16 protein-coding genes and 1 tRNA gene are annotated in these 19503 nt (G+C 72.7%); 4 read left to right on the top strand and 13 right to left on the bottom strand.

Translation table 11 applies throughout. The annotated features are described in order from the left end of the window. Positions 1-9 precede the first annotated feature (9 nt). Positions 10-579 carry a hypothetical protein gene (locus tag ABLE53_RS24900; RefSeq protein ID WP_484555211.1) on the bottom strand — a complete coding sequence of 190 codons (570 nt, stop codon included), beginning with the start codon at positions 577-579 and terminating at the stop codon, positions 10-12. Between the two features lie 96 nt (positions 580-675). On the opposite strand from ABLE53_RS24900, the gene ABLE53_RS11715 reads away from it, so the two are divergent. From ABLE53_RS11715 to selB, 3 genes are all read left to right on the top strand, one after another. Continuing rightward, positions 676-770 (top strand) — tRNA-Sec (locus tag ABLE53_RS11715). Between the two features lie 33 nt (positions 771-803). After that, positions 804-2123 (top strand): L-seryl-tRNA(Sec) selenium transferase, encoded by a 1320-nt coding sequence (gene selA / locus ABLE53_RS11710; protein ID WP_348859110.1) that lies wholly within the window; start codon positions 804-806, stop codon positions 2121-2123. Beyond that, complete coding sequence (gene selB, locus ABLE53_RS11705; RefSeq protein WP_348859109.1) at positions 2107-3858, top strand: selenocysteine-specific translation elongation factor; 1752 nt, start codon at positions 2107-2109, stop codon at positions 3856-3858. The genes selA and selB overlap by 17 nt, the downstream gene beginning before the upstream one ends. 7 nt (positions 3859-3865) lie before the next feature. Here selB and ABLE53_RS11700 read toward each other — a convergent pair whose 3' ends face one another. The 12 genes from ABLE53_RS11700 to ABLE53_RS11645 all read right to left on the bottom strand — a co-directional run bounded on the left by ABLE53_RS11700 (position 3866) and on the right by ABLE53_RS11645 (position 18230). After that, the gene (locus tag ABLE53_RS11700) at positions 3866-4984 is read right to left on the bottom strand and encodes a threonine aldolase family protein (protein WP_348859108.1); all 1119 of its coding nucleotides are present in this window, start codon (positions 4982-4984) and stop codon (positions 3866-3868) included. A 10-nt stretch (positions 4985-4994) separates the two neighbouring features. Further along, a complete protein-coding gene (locus ABLE53_RS11695; RefSeq protein WP_348859107.1) occupies positions 4995-8018 on the bottom strand; it encodes a bifunctional [glutamine synthetase] adenylyltransferase/[glutamine synthetase]-adenylyl-L-tyrosine phosphorylase in 3024 nt (1007 codons plus the stop codon). A 6-nt stretch (positions 8019-8024) separates the two neighbouring features. Further along, a complete protein-coding gene (locus ABLE53_RS11690; protein ID WP_348859106.1) occupies positions 8025-8783 on the bottom strand; it encodes a type 1 glutamine amidotransferase in 759 nt (252 codons plus the stop codon). An 8-nt stretch (positions 8784-8791) separates the two neighbouring features. Next, positions 8792-10129, bottom strand: a complete 1338-nt coding sequence (locus ABLE53_RS11685) for a glutamine synthetase family protein (protein WP_348859105.1) — start codon at positions 10127-10129, stop codon at positions 8792-8794. A 62-nt stretch (positions 10130-10191) separates the two neighbouring features. After that, the gene (locus tag ABLE53_RS11680) at positions 10192-10911 is read right to left on the bottom strand and encodes a hypothetical protein (protein ID WP_348859104.1); all 720 of its coding nucleotides are present in this window, start codon (positions 10909-10911) and stop codon (positions 10192-10194) included. Then, the gene (locus ABLE53_RS11675; RefSeq protein WP_348859103.1) at positions 10908-11552 is read right to left on the bottom strand and encodes a SatD family protein; all 645 of its coding nucleotides are present in this window, start codon (positions 11550-11552) and stop codon (positions 10908-10910) included. The genes ABLE53_RS11680 and ABLE53_RS11675 overlap by 4 nt, the downstream gene beginning before the upstream one ends. Positions 11553-11618: 66 nt before the next feature. Then, positions 11619-13148, bottom strand: a complete 1530-nt coding sequence (locus ABLE53_RS11670) for a UxaA family hydrolase (RefSeq protein WP_348859102.1) — start codon at positions 13146-13148, stop codon at positions 11619-11621. After that, positions 13145-14107, bottom strand: coding sequence for a sugar kinase (locus tag ABLE53_RS11665; protein WP_348859101.1), 963 nt, complete (start codon positions 14105-14107; stop codon positions 13145-13147). Before ABLE53_RS11665 ends, ABLE53_RS11670 begins: the two co-directional genes overlap by 4 nt. Beyond that, entirely contained in the window at positions 14107-14973 is an 867-nt protein-coding gene (locus tag ABLE53_RS11660; RefSeq protein WP_348859100.1) for an ABC transporter permease, read from the bottom strand. The genes ABLE53_RS11665 and ABLE53_RS11660 overlap by 1 nt, the downstream gene beginning before the upstream one ends. After that, positions 14973-15908: an ABC transporter permease gene (locus ABLE53_RS11655; protein ID WP_348859099.1), complete on the bottom strand. Its 936-nt coding sequence runs from the start codon at positions 15906-15908 to the stop codon at positions 14973-14975. Before ABLE53_RS11655 ends, ABLE53_RS11660 begins: the two co-directional genes overlap by 1 nt. Further along, positions 15905-16993, bottom strand: coding sequence for an ABC transporter ATP-binding protein (locus ABLE53_RS11650; protein WP_348859098.1), 1089 nt, complete (start codon positions 16991-16993; stop codon positions 15905-15907). Before ABLE53_RS11650 ends, ABLE53_RS11655 begins: the two co-directional genes overlap by 4 nt. Before the next feature lie 25 nt (positions 16994-17018). After that, positions 17019-18230: an ABC transporter substrate-binding protein gene (locus ABLE53_RS11645; RefSeq protein WP_348859097.1), complete on the bottom strand. Its 1212-nt coding sequence runs from the start codon at positions 18228-18230 to the stop codon at positions 17019-17021. Positions 18231-18398: 168 nt separating this feature from the next. On the opposite strand from ABLE53_RS11645, the gene ABLE53_RS11640 reads away from it, so the two are divergent. Further along, positions 18399-19496 (top strand): LacI family DNA-binding transcriptional regulator, encoded by a 1098-nt coding sequence (locus tag ABLE53_RS11640; RefSeq protein ID WP_348859096.1) that lies wholly within the window; start codon positions 18399-18401, stop codon positions 19494-19496. Positions 19497-19503 lie beyond the last annotated feature (7 nt).

The following is a 19503-nucleotide window of genomic DNA, read 5'->3' as shown; positions in this document are numbered from 1 at the left end:
GGAGGAGTGTCATATGCGCGCCTGGTTCTCGATCTGGATCGCGCCCAGGGCGGTGTAGAGCTTCTTCATGAGGTAGTTCTCTTCGTTGTCGAGAGCTGCCCCTCCGAGGCTCGCGATGCCCAGGGTGCGGCGCAGGCGCCGACCGTCGTCGTCCTCCCACTCCCAGAACTGCTTGCGCGTCTTGATGACCCGGTCGGCGATCATGTCGATCGCTGTGTCGGCGTCGAGGTCCTCCCACTCGGTGCCGTAGGGACGGCGGTAGCGGACCTTCGTCACCCGGGTCGCGCTGGTCACCAGCTGCTTGCTGGCGCTCCCCTTCGGGCAGAGCCGGCCGCGCGAGACCGGGCTGCCGGGGCTGCCCTCGATCTGGATGACCTGCTCGTCCTTGACGAAGACCTTCTGGGCGCACCCGACCGCGCAGTAGGGACAGATCGAGTCGGCGACCCGGTCGGCGTCGGCGATCCGCGGCTGCAGCGTGTCGCTGCGGTGGGACTGGGCGGCCCTCCCGCGGCCGAGGTGGTCGGCGCCGGTCACCTGCCGGAGCAGCGGCCACTGGCCGATGAACTGCTTCACGCCCATGGCGTGACTATGGCAAACAACCACGGCGTGGACCAGCATCCTTCCGCGGTGTGGCGGCGGAACCTTCCGCGGTACGTCGGCCGATAGGGTGCTCGTGGAGGCGTTTCTCGTCTGGTGACGGGCACGGTCTTCAAAGCCGTTGTGGCCGGACATCCCGGCCAGGCGGGTTCGATTCCCGTCCGCCTCCGCCAGACGCTGCTCGTGCGAGCCTGTGGGAGGTGTGCGTGGCCGAGGACCCCCGCCGGCGTACGCCGCGGACGGACGCCGTGCTCGCCGACCCGGGGGTCGCCGAGGCGTGCCGGCGCCTCGGTCGCGACCGGGTGAAGGCGACGGTCTCGACCGTGCTCGAGTCATGCCGCCGGGGCGAGGTCGCGCCGGAGGACGTCGTCGCATCGGTGCTGGCGCTGCTGCCGGCGGCCCCCGGGTCACTGCGGCCGGTGATCAACGCGACCGGGGTGGTCGTGCACACCAACCTCGGCCGGGCGCCGCTGTCCGAGGCGGCGGTCGAGGCCGTCGTACGCGCGGCCGGACCGACCGACGTCGAGCTCGACCTGGACTCAGGGCGGCGCGGCCGGAGAGGTACGGCGACGATGGCCGCCCTGGCCGCGCTGGTGCCGGACGCCGGCGACGTGCACGTCGTCAACAACGGCGCCGCGGCGCTCGGGCTGGCGGCGCTCGCGCTCGCGCAGGGCCGCCGGATCGTCATCGCCCGGGGCGAGCTCGTCGAGATCGGCGACGGCTTCCGGATCCCGGAGCTGCTGGAGTCTGTGGGCGTCGAGCTGCGGGAGGTCGGGACGACCAACCGGGTGCGGCTCGCGGACTACGAGGCCGCGGTCGACGAGTCCGTGGCGTTCCTGCTGAAGGTGCACCCGTCGAACTTCCGGGTCGAGGGGTTCACCTCGTCGGTGTCGGTCGAGGAGCTCGCCGGGCTGGGCCGCCGGACCGGCCTGCCCGTGGTCGTCGACATCGGCTCGGGGCTGCTCGCGCCGCACCCGCGGCTACCGGAAGAGCCGGACGCGACCACCGTCCTGCGGGCCGGCGCGTCGCTCGTCACGGCGTCCGGCGACAAGCTGCTCGGCGGCCCCCAGGCGGGCCTGCTGATGGGCGAGGCGGAGCTCGTCCACCGGCTGCGGCGGCACCCGTTCGCGCGGGCGCTCCGGGTCGACAAGCTCACGCTGGCAGCGCTCGAGGCGACGCTCTCCGGACCGGCAACGCCGGTGGCCGAGGCGCTGGCGGCGCGGCCCGAGGAGCTGATGGCGCGGGCCCGAGCGCTCGCGCTCGCGATCGGCCCGGGCCTCGCCACCGCGGTCGCGTCCGAGGGCCGGGTCGGCGGTGGCGGCGGCCCCGGCGTACCTCTTCCCAGCGCCGCCGTCGCGCTCCCCCACGAGCTCGCGGCGCCGCTGCGGCTCGGCGAGCCGCCGGTGGTCGGCCACGTCCACGACGGGCGGCTGCTGCTCGACCTGCTCACGGTGCCGGCCGCGCTCGACGACACCGTCGCCGACGCCGTACGCCGGGTCGCGCCGGCCGATGCGCGGGAGGCCTGAGCGGCAGATGTACGTCGTCGCCACCGCGGGACACGTCGACCACGGCAAGTCGACCCTGGTCCGCGCGCTGACCGGTACCGACCCCGACCGGCTCGAGGAGGAACGCCGGCGCGGGCTGTCGATCGAGCTCGGCTACGCGTGGACGGAGCTGCCGGACGTGGGCGAGGTCGCGTTCGTCGACGTGCCCGGCCACCAGCGCTTCATCGCCACCACGCTCGCCGGGGTGGGACCGGTGCCCGTCGCGATGCTGGTGGTCGCCGCGGACGACCCCTGGATGCCGCAGGCGGCCGAGCACCTCGCGGCGCTCGACGCGCTCGGGGTCTCGCACGGGCTGCTGGTGGTGACCCGCTCCGACCTCACCGACCCCGCGGCCGCGCTGGCGCGCGCCCGCGCGGAGGTGGACCGGACGTCGCTGGCCGGCGCGCCCGCGGTCACCGTCAGCGGCCGCAGCGGCGCCGGGCTCGACGAGCTGCGGGCGCTGTTGGCGAGGCTCCTGTCGGAGGTGCCGCAGCCGGCGCCGGACGCCGACGTACGCCTCTGGGTCGACCGGCGCTTCCACGTGCGCGGCGCGGGGACGGTCGTCACCGGCACCCTGCCCGCCGGCACCGTCGCCGTCGGCGACACGCTGGCCGCGGGCGAGCACACGGTGCGGGTCCGCGGGATCGAGTCGCTGGGCCGGCCGCGGGAGCGGATGTCCGGCGTCGCCCGGGTGGCGCTCGACCTCGGCGGCCACGCCCCGGACGAGATCGCCCGGGGCACCGCGCTGGTCACGCCCGGCGCCTTCGGCCCGACCCGGGTCGTCGACGTACGTCTCACCGGCGAGGGGCGGGTGCCCGGGCAGCCGGTGCTCCACCTCGGCTCGGCGCTCGTCGCCGTCCACGTCCGCCCGCTGGGCAAGGACTTCTACCGGCTCGCGCTGGAGCACCCGCTGCCGCTGCGGATCGGCGACCGGGCGATCGTGCGCGACCCGGGCAGCAGGACGCTGTGGGGTGCCGAGGTGCTCGACCCGGCGCCGCCCGTGCTGGGCCGGCGGGGCGCCGCCGCCCGCCGCGCCGAGGCGCTGGCCGCGCACGACGGGTCACTGGCTGCGGAGCTCCGCACCCGGGGAGTCGTACGCCGGCCGGCGCTGCGCCGGATCGGTGCGCCGCTGGCTCCGCTCCCCGACGGAGCCGTGAGCGCCGGCGAGTGGCTGGTCGACGCCGGGCGGGCGGCGGCGCTCCGCGACCGCCTCGTCCGGCTGGTGGAGTCGGCCGGGCATGCCGGCGTACCTCTGGCTGCCGCGGCCCACGAGCTCGACCTGCCCGACACGGACCTCGTCGCCGCGCTCGCCGCGGACACCGACCTCGTCGCCGACGCCGGCCGGCTGACGCCCGCCGGGGCGGCCCTGCCGCCCGCGCTCGCCACCGCTCTCGAGCGGCTCCGTGCCCACCTCGCCGACAGCCCGTTCGCCGCCCCGACCGCGGACGAGCTCGCCGACCTGGGGCTCGACACCTCGGGCATCGGAGCACTCCACCGTGACGGTCTCGTGGTCCGGCTCGCGCCCGGCGTCGTCGTGCTTCCCGACGCCGTCGACCGGGCCGTCGACCTGCTCGCCGCGCTCCCCCAGCCGTTCACGACCAGCCAGGCCCGCCAGGCCCTGGGCACCAGCCGCCGCGTCGTACTCCCCCTCCTCGGTCACCTCGACTCCGCCGGCCGCACGCTCCGCCTCCCCGACGACACCCGACGGCTCCGCTGACGTCGAGTCAACCCCGGACGAGGGCGGCGAGGTCGGCCGCGACGGCGGCCGGGTCGAGGCCGAGGGCGTCGTCGCCGACGGCCAGCTCGGTGACGACTCGGCCGGGCTCGTCGGCGGCTGACCACGGGCGGCCCAGCGCGAGGCCGTGCTCCTCCATGTAGGCGAGCAGGCGCTCGTTGACCCGGTCGGGGTCGCCGGCGGCGTACATCAGGAAGGTGTTGGTGTGGGGCACGGGCGGCTGCACGGTGACGTACGCCGGCAGCGCGGCCGCGAGCTCGCGCGCCCACGCGACCAGCTCGGGCATGAGGGGCAGCCGGTCGCGGAGGCCGACGAGGGCGGAGACCGCCTCGGCGGTGGTGCGGTAGATGGTGCCGCCCATCCGTCGGCGCCACAGCCGCGCCTCGGCGATCAGGTCGGACTCGCCCGCGAGCGCCGCGCCGGCGAGCCCGCCGAGACCCTTGTAGAACGACACGTAGACCGTGTCGGCGAGCGCCGCGATCTCCGGCAGGGGCTTGCCGAACCACGGCTGGGACTCCCAGATCCGGGCGCCGTCGACGTGCAGCGCGACCCCGCGCTCGTGGCAGGCCGCCGAGAGCGCCTCGAGGTCCTCCCAGGACGGGAGGAGGCAGCCGGCGTCGCGCAGCGGCAGCTCGACGAGTACGGCGGCGAGCCGGCCGGGCAGGCCGTCGAGGTGCTCCGTCGTGGGCGTGACGCGGCCACGGGTGAGGTGCTCGACGACGAGGTCCTGCAGGATCCGCGGACCGTCCTCCTCGTGGACGAGGAGGTGGCTCAGGTCCGGCATGGCGACCCTCCTGCTGCCGGACCGGTCGGCGTGGATCCGCAGCGCCACCTGCTGCGCCATCACGCCGCTGGGGAAGAATGCCGCCGCCTCCTTGCCCAGCAGCCCGGCGACCTCGGTCTCGAGCCGCTCGACCGGGCCACGCTCGGCGTAGCCGTCCCACCCCTCGATCCCGAGCTCACGGCACGCCGCCGCGAGCCCGTCGAACGCCTCGGCCGGCGACGACCGCCGGGTCCCGAGGGTCCGGCCGCAGGCGTTCGCGGCGGTGCGCAGCCGGTCGGCGAGGGGAAGGTCGGCGGTCTCGGCGGCTTCGGGCGTCTGGGGCACGCCCGCAACGCTAGTCCCAGAACACCCGCTCGACGACGCCGTGGGCGACCCGGGTCGTGTGGAGGTAGTCGTTGACCATCTCGTCGGTCGCGCCCGCGGGGTAGCCGAGGATCGCCGCGACCGCCTTCCGCTCGATGGCGCTCTCGGGCAGCGAGTCGGACGGCCGGCCGCGGGCGAGCGTCACGGCGTTGCGCACCCGGCTGACCAGCCGCCAGGCGTCGACGAGGCTCTGGGCGTCGTGGCGCGTGATCAGTCCGGCGTCGGCGGCGGCGGTCAGCGCGTCGACGGTCAGCGGCGTGCGCAGCCCCGGGACGGCGTACGCGTGCCGGAGCTGGAGCAGCTGCACCGTCCACTCGACGTCGGCGAGGCCGCCGCGGCCGAGCTTGAGGTGGGTGCGCGGGTCGGCTCCCCGGGGCAGCCGCTCGGCGTCGACCCGGCCCTTGATCCGGCGGACCTCGATGACCTCGTCGTCGCTCAGCCCGCCCTCGGGGTAGCGGAGTGGGTCGATCAGCTCGACGAACGCCCGCCGCACCTCGAGGTCCCCGACCACCGCGTCGGCCCGCAGCAGGGCCTGCGCCTCCCAGACGTGGGACCACTTCGCGTAGTAGGAGGCGTACGCCGACAGCGTCCTCACCAGCGGCCCCGACCGCCCCTCGGGGCGCAGGTCGGCGTCGAGCTCGAGCGGCAGGTCGGCGCCCGGGAGGGCCAGCAGGCGGCGCATCTCCCCGGCGACGGCGAGCGCGAAGGTGGCAGCGGTGTGCTGGTCGGCGCCCGGGACCGGGTCGTGCACGAAGAGCACGTCGGCGTCGCTGGCGTAGGACAGCTCGAAGCCGCCGTAGCGGCCCATCGCGACGATCGCCATCCTGGTCGGCGGCGCGGTGAGCCCCTGCCGGCCGAGGACGGCCGCCGACACCACGGTGAGGGCGGCCTCGAGGGTCGCGTCGGTGAGCCGGGACAGCCCGGCGCCGACGTCGGCCACGTCGGTCATCCCGAGGACGTCACCGGCGGCGATCCGGAGCAGCTCGCGCCGGCGTACGCCCCGGATCGCGCGGACCGCCTTCTCGACGTCGTCCTGGCGCAGCCCGGTGGCGACCATCTCCTCGGTGAGCGCCTCCGAGCTCCGCGGCTGCAGCGACTCGCCGAGCATCTGCACACCCTCGGGCTCCCGCTCGAGGAGCCCGGTGGTGTAGCGCGAGGTGGACAGCACCCTGGCGAGCCGCTCGGCGACGAGGCCCTCGTCGCGGAGGGCGCGCAGATACCACGGGCTCTCCCCCAGTGCCTCGCTGATCCGGCGGAAGCCGAAGAGGCCGGCGTCCGGGTCCGGCCCCTCCGCGAACCACTGCAGCATCACCGGCAGCAGGGTGCGCTGCATCGCTGCCCGGCGGCTGACGCCGTTGGTCAGCGCCTCGAGGTGGCGCAGCGCGGCGCGCGGGTCGGCGTAGCCGAGGGCGGTGAGGCGGTCCTCGGCCGCGGCGAGCGAGAGCCGCGCCTCGGGTCCCGGGATGCGTGCGACCGCGGCCAGGAGGGGCCGGTAGAAGAGCTTCTCGTGGAGCCGTCGCACCTCGAGCCGCTGGTGCGCCCACTCCCGGTTCAGGCTCTCGATCGGCTCCTTGTAGAGCCCGAGGGAGCGGCCGAGCCGGCGCAGCGACGCCTCGTCGCGCGGGACGAGGTGCGTACGCCGCAGCCGGTACAGCTGGATGCGGTGCTCCATCGACCGCAGGAAGGCGTACGCGCGGTGCAGGGCCTCGCCGTCCTCGCGGGCGACGTACCCGCCGCGGGTGAGCTCGGCCAGCGCGGACAGCGTGGCCGGCGCCCTGATGGACGGGTCGGCGCGGCCGTGGACGAGCTGCAGCAGCTGGACGGCGAACTCGACGTCGCGCAGCCCGCCCTCGCCCAGCTTGAGCTCGCGGTCGACCTCGCGGGCCGGGATGTGCGCGACGACGCGGCGGCGCATCGCCTGGGTCTCGGCGACGAAGCCGTCCCGCTCGGCGGCGGTCCAGATGAGGGGCTGCAGCGTGTTGACGTACTCCCGGCCGAGGGCGAGGTCGCCGGCCGCGGGCCGCGCCTTGAGCAGCGCCTGGAACTCCCAGGTGCTAGCCCACCGCTGGTAGTACCCGAGGTGGCTGGCGACCGTCCGCGACAGCGGTCCCGCCTTGCCCTCGGGACGCAGCGCGGCGTCGACCTGCCAGATCGTGCCTTCGGCGGTGTGCTCGGAGCAGACCCGCATCAGGTGGCTGGCCAGCTGGGTCGCGATCCGGGTGGCGGCCTCGTCCGACAGCTCGCCGAGGGCCTCGTGGACGAAGATCACGTCCACGTCGGAGACGTAGTTGAGCTCGTGGCCCCCGCACTTGCCCATCGCGATGACCGACAGCCGGACCTGGTCGGCGCGCGGCACCCGCGCCCGGGCGACGGCCAGCGCGGCCTCCAGCGTCCCGGTGGCGAGGTCGGAGAGCTCCGCCGCGACGTCGTCGAGGCAGACGTCGTGGGCGAGGTCGCGAGCGACCAGCCGGAGCAGCCAGCGGCGGTACTCCACGCGCAGCGCGTCCACCGCCTCCACGTCCGGCCGGGCCGCGACGGGGACCTCCGAGCACGGGTCGGCGCCGACGGCGCGGAGCAGCTCCTCCCTGATCCAGTACGCCGGCGGGCGGGTGGAGCCGAGCGTCGGGTCGCGCAGCTCGCGCCAGTGCGAGGGATGGCGGACGAGGTGGTCGCCCAGCGCCTGGGAGGCGCCGAGGACGGCGAGCAGCCGCATCGCGGTGCCCTCGTCGTCGACGAGGGCGTCGAGCAGCTCGGCGTCGCCGCGCCCGGAGCCCGGAGTGGCGCCCTCACCACCGCACCGGTCGAGCAGGCCGACCAGACCGCGCAGGGCCAGGTCGGGGTCGGCGGCCCGGCCGAACAGCGCGAGCAGCGGGTCGGCGGCCGGACCGAGTCGGCGCAGCGAACGCTCGGCCGTGTCGGGGTCGCCGAAGCCGAGCCGGAGGAGGTTCCCCTTGCTCATCGCGCTGGTGGTCTCGGGACGCGGCACAGCGGTCATGGCGGGTCAGCGTCCGAGGCCGCCGAAGTACTCACCGGCCGCCGACCTGCCGCGTACGACGGCGGCGTACGACGCCGCGAGCGGCTGCCAGGTCTTGACCAGCTCGGGCAGGGCCAGGGCCACCTCCTCGACGACCTCCTGCCCGGAGAGCCCGAGCGCCTCGAGCGTCCCGGGGCTCTTGTCCGCCCACCGCTGCGCCAGGACGGCGTCGACCTCGGGATGGAACTGCACGCCCCACACCGTCGCCGCGAACCGCGCCGCCTGCACCGAGCCGTCCAGCCCGGTGGCGAGCACGACCGCGCCCGGTGGGAGCTCGGTGACGATGTCCTGGTTCCACTGCACGGCGCGGTCCTCGCCGGCGATCGTCCCCAGCAGCGGGTCGAAGATGACGGTCGGCTCCCAGTCGACCTGGCGCAGCCCCACCGTGCGGCCGTGCGGGTTGCGCTCGACGCTCCCGCCGAGCGCGAGCCCGGCCAGCTGGTGGCCGAGGCAGATGCCGAGCGTCGGGACGCCCGCTCGGGCCGCCTCGAGGATGCGCTGCCTCACCACCGGCAGCCACGGGTTGTCCGTGTCGGCGTCGGCGTCCATCTCGCCGCCGAGCACGAGGAGGCCGGCGTACGACCGTAGCGAGGGGATCTCGGCACCCAGGTCCGCCCGGCGTATGTCGAGCGCGACCCCGGCGTCGGTCAGCCAGGAGCCGAACATCGCGGGCGGGCAGCTGTCCTGGTGCTGCACGACCAGCACCCGGGGCACACGCTCGCTCACGTCCGCGCTCACAGCACCGGCAGCATCCGGTCGCGCTCGAAGGCCGAGACCTGGCCGCGGTAGTCCGCCCACTCCTGACGCTTGTTGCGGAGGAAGAAGTCGAAGACGTGCTCCCCGAGCGTCTCCGCGAGCAGCTCGGAGGACTCCGCCACCTCGATCGCCTCGTCGAGGGTCTCGGGCAGCGGGTCGATGCCGAGGCTCTTGCGCTCGCGGTCGGTGAGCGACCAGACGTCGTCCTCCGCCTCCCGCGGCAGGTCGTAGCCCTCGTCGACCCCCTTCATCCCGGCGGCCAGCACGACGGCGAACGCGAGGTAGGGGTTGCAGGCAGCGTCGATGGTGCGGACCTCGATCCGGGTGGACTGGCCCTTGAGCGGCTTGTACATCGGCACCCGCACCATGGCGGAGCGGTTGTTGTGGCCCCAGCAGATGTAGGACGGCGCCTCGCCACCCCCGAGCATCCGCTTGTAGGAGTTGACCCACTGGTTGGTCACCACCGACAGCTCCGACGCGTGGTGGAGTACGCCGGCGATGAACTGCCGCCCGGTCTTCGACAGCTGATACTCCGCCCCGGCCTCGTAGAACGCGTTGGCGTCGCCCTCGAAGAGGCTCAGATGGGTGTGCATGCCGGAGCCGGGGAACTCGGTGAACGGCTTGGGCATGAAGCTCGCCCAGATGTCCTGGCTCAGCGCCACCTCACGGATGACCGTGCGGAACGTCATGATGTTGTCGGCCGTGGAGAGGGCGTCGGCGTACCTCAGGTCGATCTCCTGCTGCCCCGGTCCGCCCTCGTGGTGGCTGAACTCGACGCTGATCCCCATCGCCTCGAGGTAGTTGATCGCCTCGCGCCGGAAGTCGGCGCCCATCGACTGGGCGGTGTGGTCGAAGTAGCCGGAGCTGTCGACCGGAACGGGCGGCAGGCCGTCCTTCGGCTCGTCCTTGAACAGGTAGAACTCGATCTCGGGGTGGGTGTAGAAGGTGAAGCCCTTCTCCGCGGCCCGCGAGAGCGTGCGCTTGAGCACGTAGCGCGGGTCGGCGTACGACGGGCTGCCGTCGGGCATCACGATGTCGCAGAACATCCGCGCCGTGGCCGGGCCCTGCGAGCGCCAGGGCAGCAGCTGGAACGTCGACGGGTCCGGCAGCGCGAGCATGTCGGACTCGGTGACCCGGGCGAAGCCCTCGATCGCGCTGCCGTCGAAGCCGATCCCCTCGGCGAACGCCGCCTCCAGCTCCGCCGGGGCGACGGCGACCGACTTGAGGAACCCGAGCACATCGGTGAACCACAGCCGCACGAAGCGGACGTCACGCTCCTCGAGCGCCCTCAGTACGAAGTCCTCCTGCTTGCCCATGGCGCCACCCTATCCACGCGCGCGAGCGGTCCGGGGGGCTATCCGGCAACGTGGACGAGCCGCTAGCCCGCGAGGAGGACGAGGGTGCCGAGGGAGGTCAGCCACGAGACGAAGCTGCCGACCAGGAAGTACTCCGTCACCTCGTCGATCGACGGCTCGTCGGTGTCCCGGAAGGACTGCAGCTCGGGCCAGCGCACGAGCCCCTTCGCGGCGATCACGAGGCTGGCCGCCGTCACGTGGCCGGCGAGGCCGAGGCCCAGGATCACCAGCCGCTCCATCGGGCCGAGCAGCCGGCCGCCCTTGAGCGAGCGCTGGCCGGGCCGCTGCGGCGGCTGGGCGCCGGTCGCCTCCAGCACGAGGCGTACGACGACGTTGCCGGTCGAGAGCTGGACCAGGACGCCCCCCAGCACGAGGAGGGTGTGGGCCGGGTCCGCCGTCGCCAGCCCGAGCCACGGCGCGCGCTGCAGCCAGTCGGCCACAGGCCCGGTCACATCGGGGGCCCACGGGGCGAGCAGCAGACCCGCGACGAGGGCGGTGCCGAGCAGGGCCAGCGGCACGGCCGCCCGGGTCCCGGGCAGCCGGGAGGTCCGGCCCCAGGCGACGACGACGGCCGCCACGACGACGTAGGCCAGCGCGTCGCGCCACTCCGTCAGCTCGCACAGCAGCCCGAGCAGCACCGCGGCCCCCGCGCCGACGCACTCCGGCACGACCGCCACACGCCGCACCGACCGGACCAGGTCGGTCACGCCGAGGCCGACGAGGAGGATCGCGAGCCAGCTCACGCCACCCCGCCGAGGAGCTCGTCGGCGCGCACGAGCGCGGCCAGCCCGTCGCGCCGGATCCGCTGGGAGACCGCGGAGGCGCTGATCCCGAGGTCGGCGGCGATCTCCTTCTGGCTCATGCCCGCGAGCATGCCAGCGAGCACCGACAGCGACTCCTCGCCCACGCCGTGGAGCAGCTGGTCGCGGAGGACGAGTGCGGCGTTGACCAGGCCGGGGTCGGGACCGTCTACGTCCGCCGCGCGGGCGTAGGCCGTCCGCAGCCCGCGTGTCGCCGCCTTCCGCTCGGAGGCCTCGGCCGTCTCGATCGCCGCCCGGGCAGCCCACCAGCCGGGCCCGTCCTCGACCCGCGGCTCCTCGTCGAGCACCGTCACCGCGCCCCAGCCGACACCGTGCCGGACGTCGGTCACCGCCCGCAGCGCCAGGCGTATCCGCAGCGTCGCGCGCAGCGCACCCCCCAGCGCGGCGAAGCAGCCCTGGTACTCGTCGCCGGCCGTCACCCACAGCGGGGTGACCGGCTCGAGAGCCTCGTTCACCTGATGCAGGCCGGCGAGCAACGCACGGTGAAGCTCCTGGCGGTCGCCGGCGCCCTTCGAGCCGACGACGTCGCCGATCACGGTCGCGACCACATCCTGTCGAGCCATATGAAGATGATACCTTCATTCGCCCAGGATGAAGGTTTTCTCTTCATTTCGAGCAAATGAAGCCATTCACATCACAGCACCGAGCTGCCACGGCACGAACTCCTCGTCGCCGTACCCCAGCTCCTCGCTGCAGGTGCGCTCACCCGACGCCACGGCCAGGACCCGCTGGAAGATCTCGTCACCGACCTGCTCCAGCGTCCGGCTCCCGTCGAGGACCCGGCCACAGTCGATATCCATGTCATCGGCCATCTGACGGAAGATCTCGGAGTTGGTCGCGAGCTTCAGCGACGGCACCGGCTTGGCCCCGAACGCCGATCCCCGCCCCGTGGTGAAGCAGACCACGTTCGCACCGCCTGCCACGATGCCGGTGACGGACACCGGGTCGTAGCCGGGCGTGTCCATGAAGACGAGTCCCGGGCCGTGGACGCGCTCGGCGTACTCGACCACTTCGGTGAGCGGGGTGTGGCCCCCTTTCGCGACCGCTCCGAGCGACTTCTCGAGGATCGTGGTGAGTCCGCCCGCCTTGTTCCCGGGCGAGGGGTTGTTGTCCATCGTCCCCTCGGCTGCCGCGGTGTAGCGCTCCCACCAGTGGATGCGCTCCATCAGCCTCTCCGCGACGGCGGCGTCGGAGACCCTCCGCGTCAGCAGGTGCTCCGCGCCGTACACCTCCGGCGTCTCGGCCAGCACCGCCGTCCCGCCGTGCCGCACCAGCGTGTCGGCCGCGAGCCCGAGCGCCGGGTTGGCCGTGACACCCGACCAGCCGTCGCTGCCGCCACAGTTGAGACCGAGGACCAGCCTGCTCGCGGGGACCGTCTCCCGGTGCACCCGATCGAGGTCGGGCAGCAGGTCGCGGACCAGGTCGACACCTCGCTCCGCCGTACGCCGCGTTCCTCCGAGCTCCTGGATCGTCAGCGACGTCACCGGCGTCGCGGCCGGCAGCTCGAGATCCTGCGTGAGCGCCCCGATCTGGTTCACCTCGCAGCCGAGGCCGACCACGAGGAGCGCACCGAAGTTCGGGTGCGCGGCATAACCCGACAGCGTTCGCCGCAGGAGCTGGAGTCCGGCGCCGTCCGCGGCCATGCCGCACCCGGTGCCGTGGGTCAGCGCGACGACACCGTCGACGTGCGGGAAGTCGTCGAGAATCCCGGAGCGGGCGACCTGGTCGGCGATCCGGCGCGCGGTGGTCGCCGAGCAGTTCACCGTCGTCAGCACGCCGACGTAGTTGCGGGTCGCGACCGTACCGCCCGGACGCACGATGCCCTCGAACGTCGCCTGCTCGGCCACCGGCAGGGGCGCCACCCGCGGCACGACCGAGACGAGCCCTCCCGTATGGGACAGCTCCGCCATCGTCAGGTTGTGCACATGCACATGCTCGCCCGGAGCGATCGCCGTGCTGGCGACACCGATCACCTCGCCGTACTTGTGCACCTCATCGCCCGCACCGATCGCGCGGAGCGCGATCTTGTGCCCGGCCGGCACGTCCCCTCCGACGATGAGCCGATCGCCGTCGACGACGACGTCGTCACCGGCCCCGAGCGGGCGACGTGCCACACCCACGTCGTCGTGCGGACGGAGGATCAGGACTGAGTCGGTCACTGCTCCACCACTCCCACGGCTCCGAGCCCGGTGCCCTCGGTCGACGCCGTCAGGTGCGCGCGCACCTCGGCGAGCGACGGCACACACCCGGTCCCGCCGCGGCCGCCCAGCACGAGCGACGCGGCGGCCGTGCCGAGACGTGCGGCGCACTCGAGCCCGTCACCGAGGGCGAGACGCGCGGCCAGGGTGCCCGCCAGGCTGTCGCCGGCTCCCGTCTGGTCGACGAGCAGCGGCGCCGGGACGGGCGGGAGGACGCGGATCCCGTCGTCGTCGCCCACGACCGCGCCGTCAGCCCCCCTTGTCACGACCGCTGCCGCGGCTCCGAGCCCGCGCACGAGGCGCACCGCGGCCGAGGGATCGTCCGTGCCCAGCAGCGGACCGGTCTCGCCGGGGCACGCCGGCGTCACCACCTCAGCACGGGGAGCGAGCGCACGAAGGAGACCGGCCGCCTCCTCCGCACCGGTGAGCCGGGGGCGGAAGTTCGGGTCGTAGACGAACCGCCCCGCACGGCGGGCAGCCTCGAGCACCGCCGCCCGGGCCGAGTCCGACAGGGCGGCCGTGACCCCTGTGGCGAGGACGACCCCGGCCGCCTCGGGACCCGCCGCGGTCACGTCCTCGGGGCCGAGCGTCGAGCCCGCACTCCCCCGCCGCACGTAGACGAACTCCCGCTCACCGGTCGGGTCGGCATGGACGAAGTACGCCGCTTGCTGACCCGGGACGCGGCGTACGAGGCTCGTGTCGACGCCGAGCTCATCGAGCCGCTGCTCGATGACGTCGCCGAGCTCGTCGTCCGCGATCCGCGTGAGGAGCGCCGTACGGGCACCCGCGGCGGCCGAGGCGGCCGCGGCGTTGACGACGTCGCCCGAGATGCCGAGCACCATCTCGCCTCCACTGCGCAGCGGCGCGTCGGAGGCGAGCTCGACGAGCACTTCGCCGACGACCAGTACGTCGATGCTCATCAGGTCGGCTCCTCCCGCACCCGCGTCACGAGCTGGGTCGGGTTCACGTAGCGCAGTGCGATGACCAGCAGGACCATCATCGAGAAGGTGTAGATCGCGGCCATGGCGTCGACCGACTGATTGGCCCGGATGCCCGCGGCGAAGACGGCGTCGTAGAGCGAGACGACCAGCGTCGTGCTCGTCGGGCCTGCGGTGAGGAAGGTCAGCTCGAACATCCCGACCGTGCGGACCAGCACCAGGATGCACGCCGCCAGGATCCCCGGGATCAGCAGCGGCGCCAGGATGCTGGTGAACACCACGCGGGTCGAAGCGCCGCACATCCGCGCGGCGGCCTCGACCTTGGGATCGATCTGCTCGATGAACGGGGTCATCGTGAGGATCACGAACGGCACCGCCGGCACGAGGTTGGCCAGGATCACTCCCGACAGCGAGCCGGCGAGGTGCCAGCTGTAGAGGAGGGTCGCCAGCGGGATGCCGTAGGTGATCGGCGGGACCAGGACGGGCAGGACGAACAGCACCATCAGGATCCGCTTCCCCGGGAACTCCCGGCGGGCGAGGACGTACGACGCCGGTACGCCGATCACGACCGAGACGACGACGACCGCCAGCGCGACCTCCAGGGTCACCAGCAGCACCGCGGAGAGGTCGAACTCGCGCCACGCGTCGGCGTACCAATGGGTCGTGAACCCGTGTGGGAGCCAGTTTCCGAACCAGCTCTCGCCGAAGGAGTCGACCACCACCGAGGCCACCAGGGCCACGAGGTTGAGGAAGAAGAAGCCGACGACGAGCCAGAGGGCTAGCGCCCACCACTTCGTGCGCCGGACGCGGCGCCGGCTCGTCGTCGCGGCTGCTGTCATGGTCGCCATCAGCCCTTGCCTCCTGTCGATCCGCGGTAGAGGGTGGCGCGCCAGACCATCACCATGCCGATGACGACGAGCATCACGACGGCCATGATCATGGCGATGGTGGACCCCATCGAGTAGTCGAACTGCTGGAAGGCGGCGTCGTACGCCGCGATCGAGATCACTCGTGTGGAACCGGACGGCTTCCCGACCATCTGGGCCGAGGGAAACACCGAGAACGCGAGCACGAACGAGAGGGTGAACGTGATGGCGAGGCCGGGCGCGAGCAGCGGCAGGGTGATCTTGCGGAACCTCTGCATCGGGCCGGCGCCGAGCGTCGCGGCCGCCTTCTCCAGGGACGGGTCGATCCCGGAGAGATAGGACAGCGTCAGCAGGAACGCGAACGGGAAGCCGGTGATCACGAGGCTGAGGAAGACACCCGTCCAGTTGTGCACGAGCGGGAGGGGCTGGTCGGTGACGTGAAGCGCCGTGAGCACCTTGTTCAGCCACCCCTGCGGGCCGGCGTACATGATCAGGCCCTGCGCCGTGAGCACCGTGCCGAGCGTGATCGGGATGACCAGGAGCGTCGTGATCGTGCGCTTCCCGCGCACGCGTCCTCGCATCACGTAGGCGATCGGGATCGACGCCAGCACATTGAAGACCGCAGCCGGGACGCCGAGGCGCAGCGTCTTCCAGATGGTGCCGCGCAGATAGGGGTCGGAGAAGAACTCGCGGTAGTTCGCGAGCGGTCCGCCACCGTCCTGCGGCGCGAACGAGAGCTGCAGCCCGTAGATGAACGGGTAGATGAAGAGCACCAGCACGAAGACGGTCGCCGGAAGCACCAGCCAGAGCGTCCGGTCGACGCCGCGGTCGGCCAGCCGGTGGCGAAGCGTACTCCGGCGGGGCGCCGCCGGACTCGGCCGCCGCACGTCCACGCCGGGGCTGGCGGGCGCGCTCACGCGACCAGTCCCTCGCGGGCACGGTCCGCGTCGCCGAAGACGAGGACACGGTGGCGTGGGATGCCGAGCGTGACCCTGTCCCCCGGGGCCACCCGCTCCTGCGTGCGGAAGTAGATCTTGCGGTCGGTGTCGGTGACCGCCTCCACCGACAGCTCGCGACCGTGGTACTCCGCGATCTGGACGTTGACGTCGACGGAGTTCCCATCGACCTCGCCCAGGACGAAGTCCTCGGGCCGGATCGCTGCGACCACTGCTCCGGACGTCCCCCCACCGCGGTTCACGCCGCAGAGGCGGATGCCTCGCCCCTGGACCGCGACGTGGTCGGCGTCGCCGGACGCGACCTCGAGCTCCAGCAGGTTGCGGTAGCCCATGAAGCCGGCGACGTACCCGTTAGCGGGTTGGTCGTAGACCTCCTGCGGCGACCCGCACTGCTGGATGACCCCCTCACGCAGGACGACCAGCCGGTCGGCCATCGAGAGCGCCTCCTCCTGGTCGTGCGTGACGTAGATCGTGGTGAGACCGAGGTTCTGGTGCAGGCGCCGGATCTCCATGCGCATCTCGAGCCGGAGCTTCGCGTCGAGGTTCGAGAGCGGCTCGTCCATGAGCACCACCGGAGGGTGGAGGGCGATCGCCCGGGCGATCGCCACCCGCTGCTGCTGCCCACCGGAGAGCTGCGCCGGCATCTTGTCCTGGTGGTCGTCGAGCTGGACCAGGCTGACGGCCTCATCGACCCTCCGGATCAGCTCCTTCCTTCCGAGCTTGTGCATCTTGAGCCCGAAGCCGATGTTCTTGCGCACCGACATGTGCGGGAACAGCGCGTAGTTCTGGAACACCATGCCGAACCCTCGGCGCTCGGGCGGCAGGGTGTCGATCCGCCGGTCATCGAGGCGGATGCTCCCTGCCGAGAGCGGCAGAAGCCCGGCCAAGCAGTTGAGCGCCGTCGACTTCCCGCACCCCGAGGGGCCGAGAAGAGCGACGAACTCCGTGCCCCTGATGGACAGCGTGAAGTCGTCGAGTGCGTGCTGGGCGCCGTAGCGTCGGCTCACCCCGTCGAGCCGGAGCTCGTCGAATCGTTGGTCAGTCATCTCTCGTCCGTTTCCGGTCGCGGCGTCACTTCTGGCTGCCGACCAGGCGGTCCCACTGGTCGAACGCCGCCACCTGCTGCGCCGCCGGTAGGGAGGTCTCGACGGGGTTGTCGGCCATGAGCTTCGCGTACTCCGGACGGCCGAACTTCTTGATCGTCGCCTGGCTGTTCGCCGGAGCCATGGACAGGTCGACACCCTTGACGGCCGGTCCGGGGTAGAAGTAGCCGTCGTCGTACGCGATGGCCTGCTGGTCCGGCTTGAGCATCCACTGGATGAGGGCCAGATCGGCGGAGACGACGTCAGCGGACACCCCCTTCGGGATCAGCGCGTACTGCGCGTCCGAGACCCAGGTCATGTCGTCGAACGCGGCGACCTTCATCGAGGCGGGGACGGTGCCCAGAGCCCGAGGGTTGATGTCCCAGCCGGTGGTCGTGAGGACGATGTCGACGCTGCCCGAGGCCAGGTTCTTCATTGTCTCCGTCGTGCCGGTGGGATAGTCCGCGGCGTACTTCCCGAGCTCCTCCAGGTAGGCCCAGGTCTTGTCCCAGCCGTGCTCGGGATCCTTGGGATCCTTGTCACCGAGGAGATAGGGCAGCCCCATCAGCCATGTGCGGCCCGGACCCGAGTTCGCGGGGTCGGCGTACTGCACCTTCCCCGGATGCGCCTTGGCGTAGGCGAGCAGCTCCTGGGGCGTCCGCGGGGGGTCGCTGACCTTCGCCGGGTTGTACTCCATCAGCGGCCCCGAGGGGTAGTACACGACCGCGACGCCGTAGCCCTGGGCAAGCTTCTGCATGGCGGCTGCCGGTGCCTGGTAGTTCGACATCAGCCCGGGGAACCGGCTCTGGTAGTCGGGCAGCACCTTGAGCAGCAGATTCTTCTGGATCCCTGCCGAGAGCCCGTCGGTCCCGCTGAGCACCAGCGAGGTCGTGGAGTTTCCGCCCTGCTGCTCGGCCTGCAGCTTCCCGGCCATGTTCGGCGCCGGCGCGGTCGTGTACTTCACGTCATCGACGATCTCGGGATGGGCCTTCGCGAAGTTCTCGATCATCCCCTTGGTGAGCTGCAGGTTGCCCGCGATGTCGAGGATGTTGAGGGTCACCGCCTTGCCGGGAGCGCTCGGCACGTCCGACGGGTTCACCGAGGACACCTGGCTGGACGGTGCGCCACACGCACTGAGGGCCAGCGCCAGGGTGGCGATACCGCCCAGCACGGCGGCGCTGCCGCGTCGGATGGGGCTCATGGTCATCTCTCCTCGTGCGGCTTCGCCAGTCCGGAGGCGGCGAGTGGCAGGTGTGACGTGCGTCATGCCGCCATTGATCCAGGGCCCTCAGGCGACGGCAAGCGGTTGCCACCAGTTGTCACGGGCAATACCGTGCCTGTGACGCACGACACACGAAGGAGTGGAGCCGTGAGCCCGATCCACCCGCAGCGCACCTCTCGGGACGCGCCACCGACGATCTACGACGTGGCCCGTGCCGCCGGGGTGGCACCCTCGACAGTGTCGCGCGCGTTCTCGCGGCCCGGCCGCGTCAACGCCACAACGGCGGAACGGATCCGGCAGATCGCGGCCGAGCTCGGCTATCGCGCGAACCCGATCGCGCGGGCTCTGCCGACAGGCCACACCTCGATGATCACGCTGGCCAGCTCCGACATCACCAACCCGTACTACTTCGAGATCATCCGGGGCGCCCAGGCGGCCGCCGCCGAGCGGCACTACACGACGCTGCTGGCCGACGCCCAGGAGTCCGGTGTCCTCGAGCGGGAGGCGCTGGATCGCACGGTCCCGAGCGTGGAGGGCATCGTGCTCGCAAGCACGCGGATGTCGGACACCGCCATCCGGATGCTGGCCAAGCTGAAGCCGCTGATCGTGGTCAACCGCGACATCACCGACGTCCCGAACGTCGTCACCGACCACGCGATGTCGGTGCACCAGGCAGCCTCGCACCTGGTGGAGCTCGGCCACCGCCGCATCACCTACATCGGCGGCCCCGAGGCGGCGTGGGCCAACGGGATGCGCTGGCGCGCGCTGCATGAGTACGCCGCGGGGCGGGACGACCTCCACGTCCGCCAGCTCGGGCCCTACCCGCCGACGGCGGCCGGCGGCGTACGCGCTGCCGACGACTTCGCGGCCCAGCGCACCACCGCCGCGATCGTCTACAACGACCTGATGGCGATCGGCTTCATGCGTTGCCTGCACGCACTGGGGGCGCGGATCCCGGCCGACGTCAGCGTCGTCGGCTTCGACAACATCTTCGCCGCCGACCTGGTCGTCCCCGGCCTGACGACAGTGGCTCCGCCGCTGCGCACGCTGGGGTCGATGGCGGTGCACAACCTGCTCGCCCTCATCGGCGGGGCGCACACGACCGCGGTGCAGCCGCTGGCGCTGCCGACCCGGCTCTACGAGCGAGAGTCGACGTCGCCGCCACCGAGCCGCCGGCGCGCCTGGCGACCGGTCGAACGGACTGCGGCGGCAACTGCTGGCAACCGATTGCCGTCCCCACCGTGAGTCTCGG

It is taken from the genome of Nocardioides asiaticus (assembly GCF_040049175.1).
Taxonomy (GTDB): domain Bacteria; phylum Actinomycetota; class Actinomycetes; order Propionibacteriales; family Nocardioidaceae; genus Nocardioides; species Nocardioides cheoyonin.
This window is presented reverse-complemented; position numbering and strand designations above follow the sequence as displayed.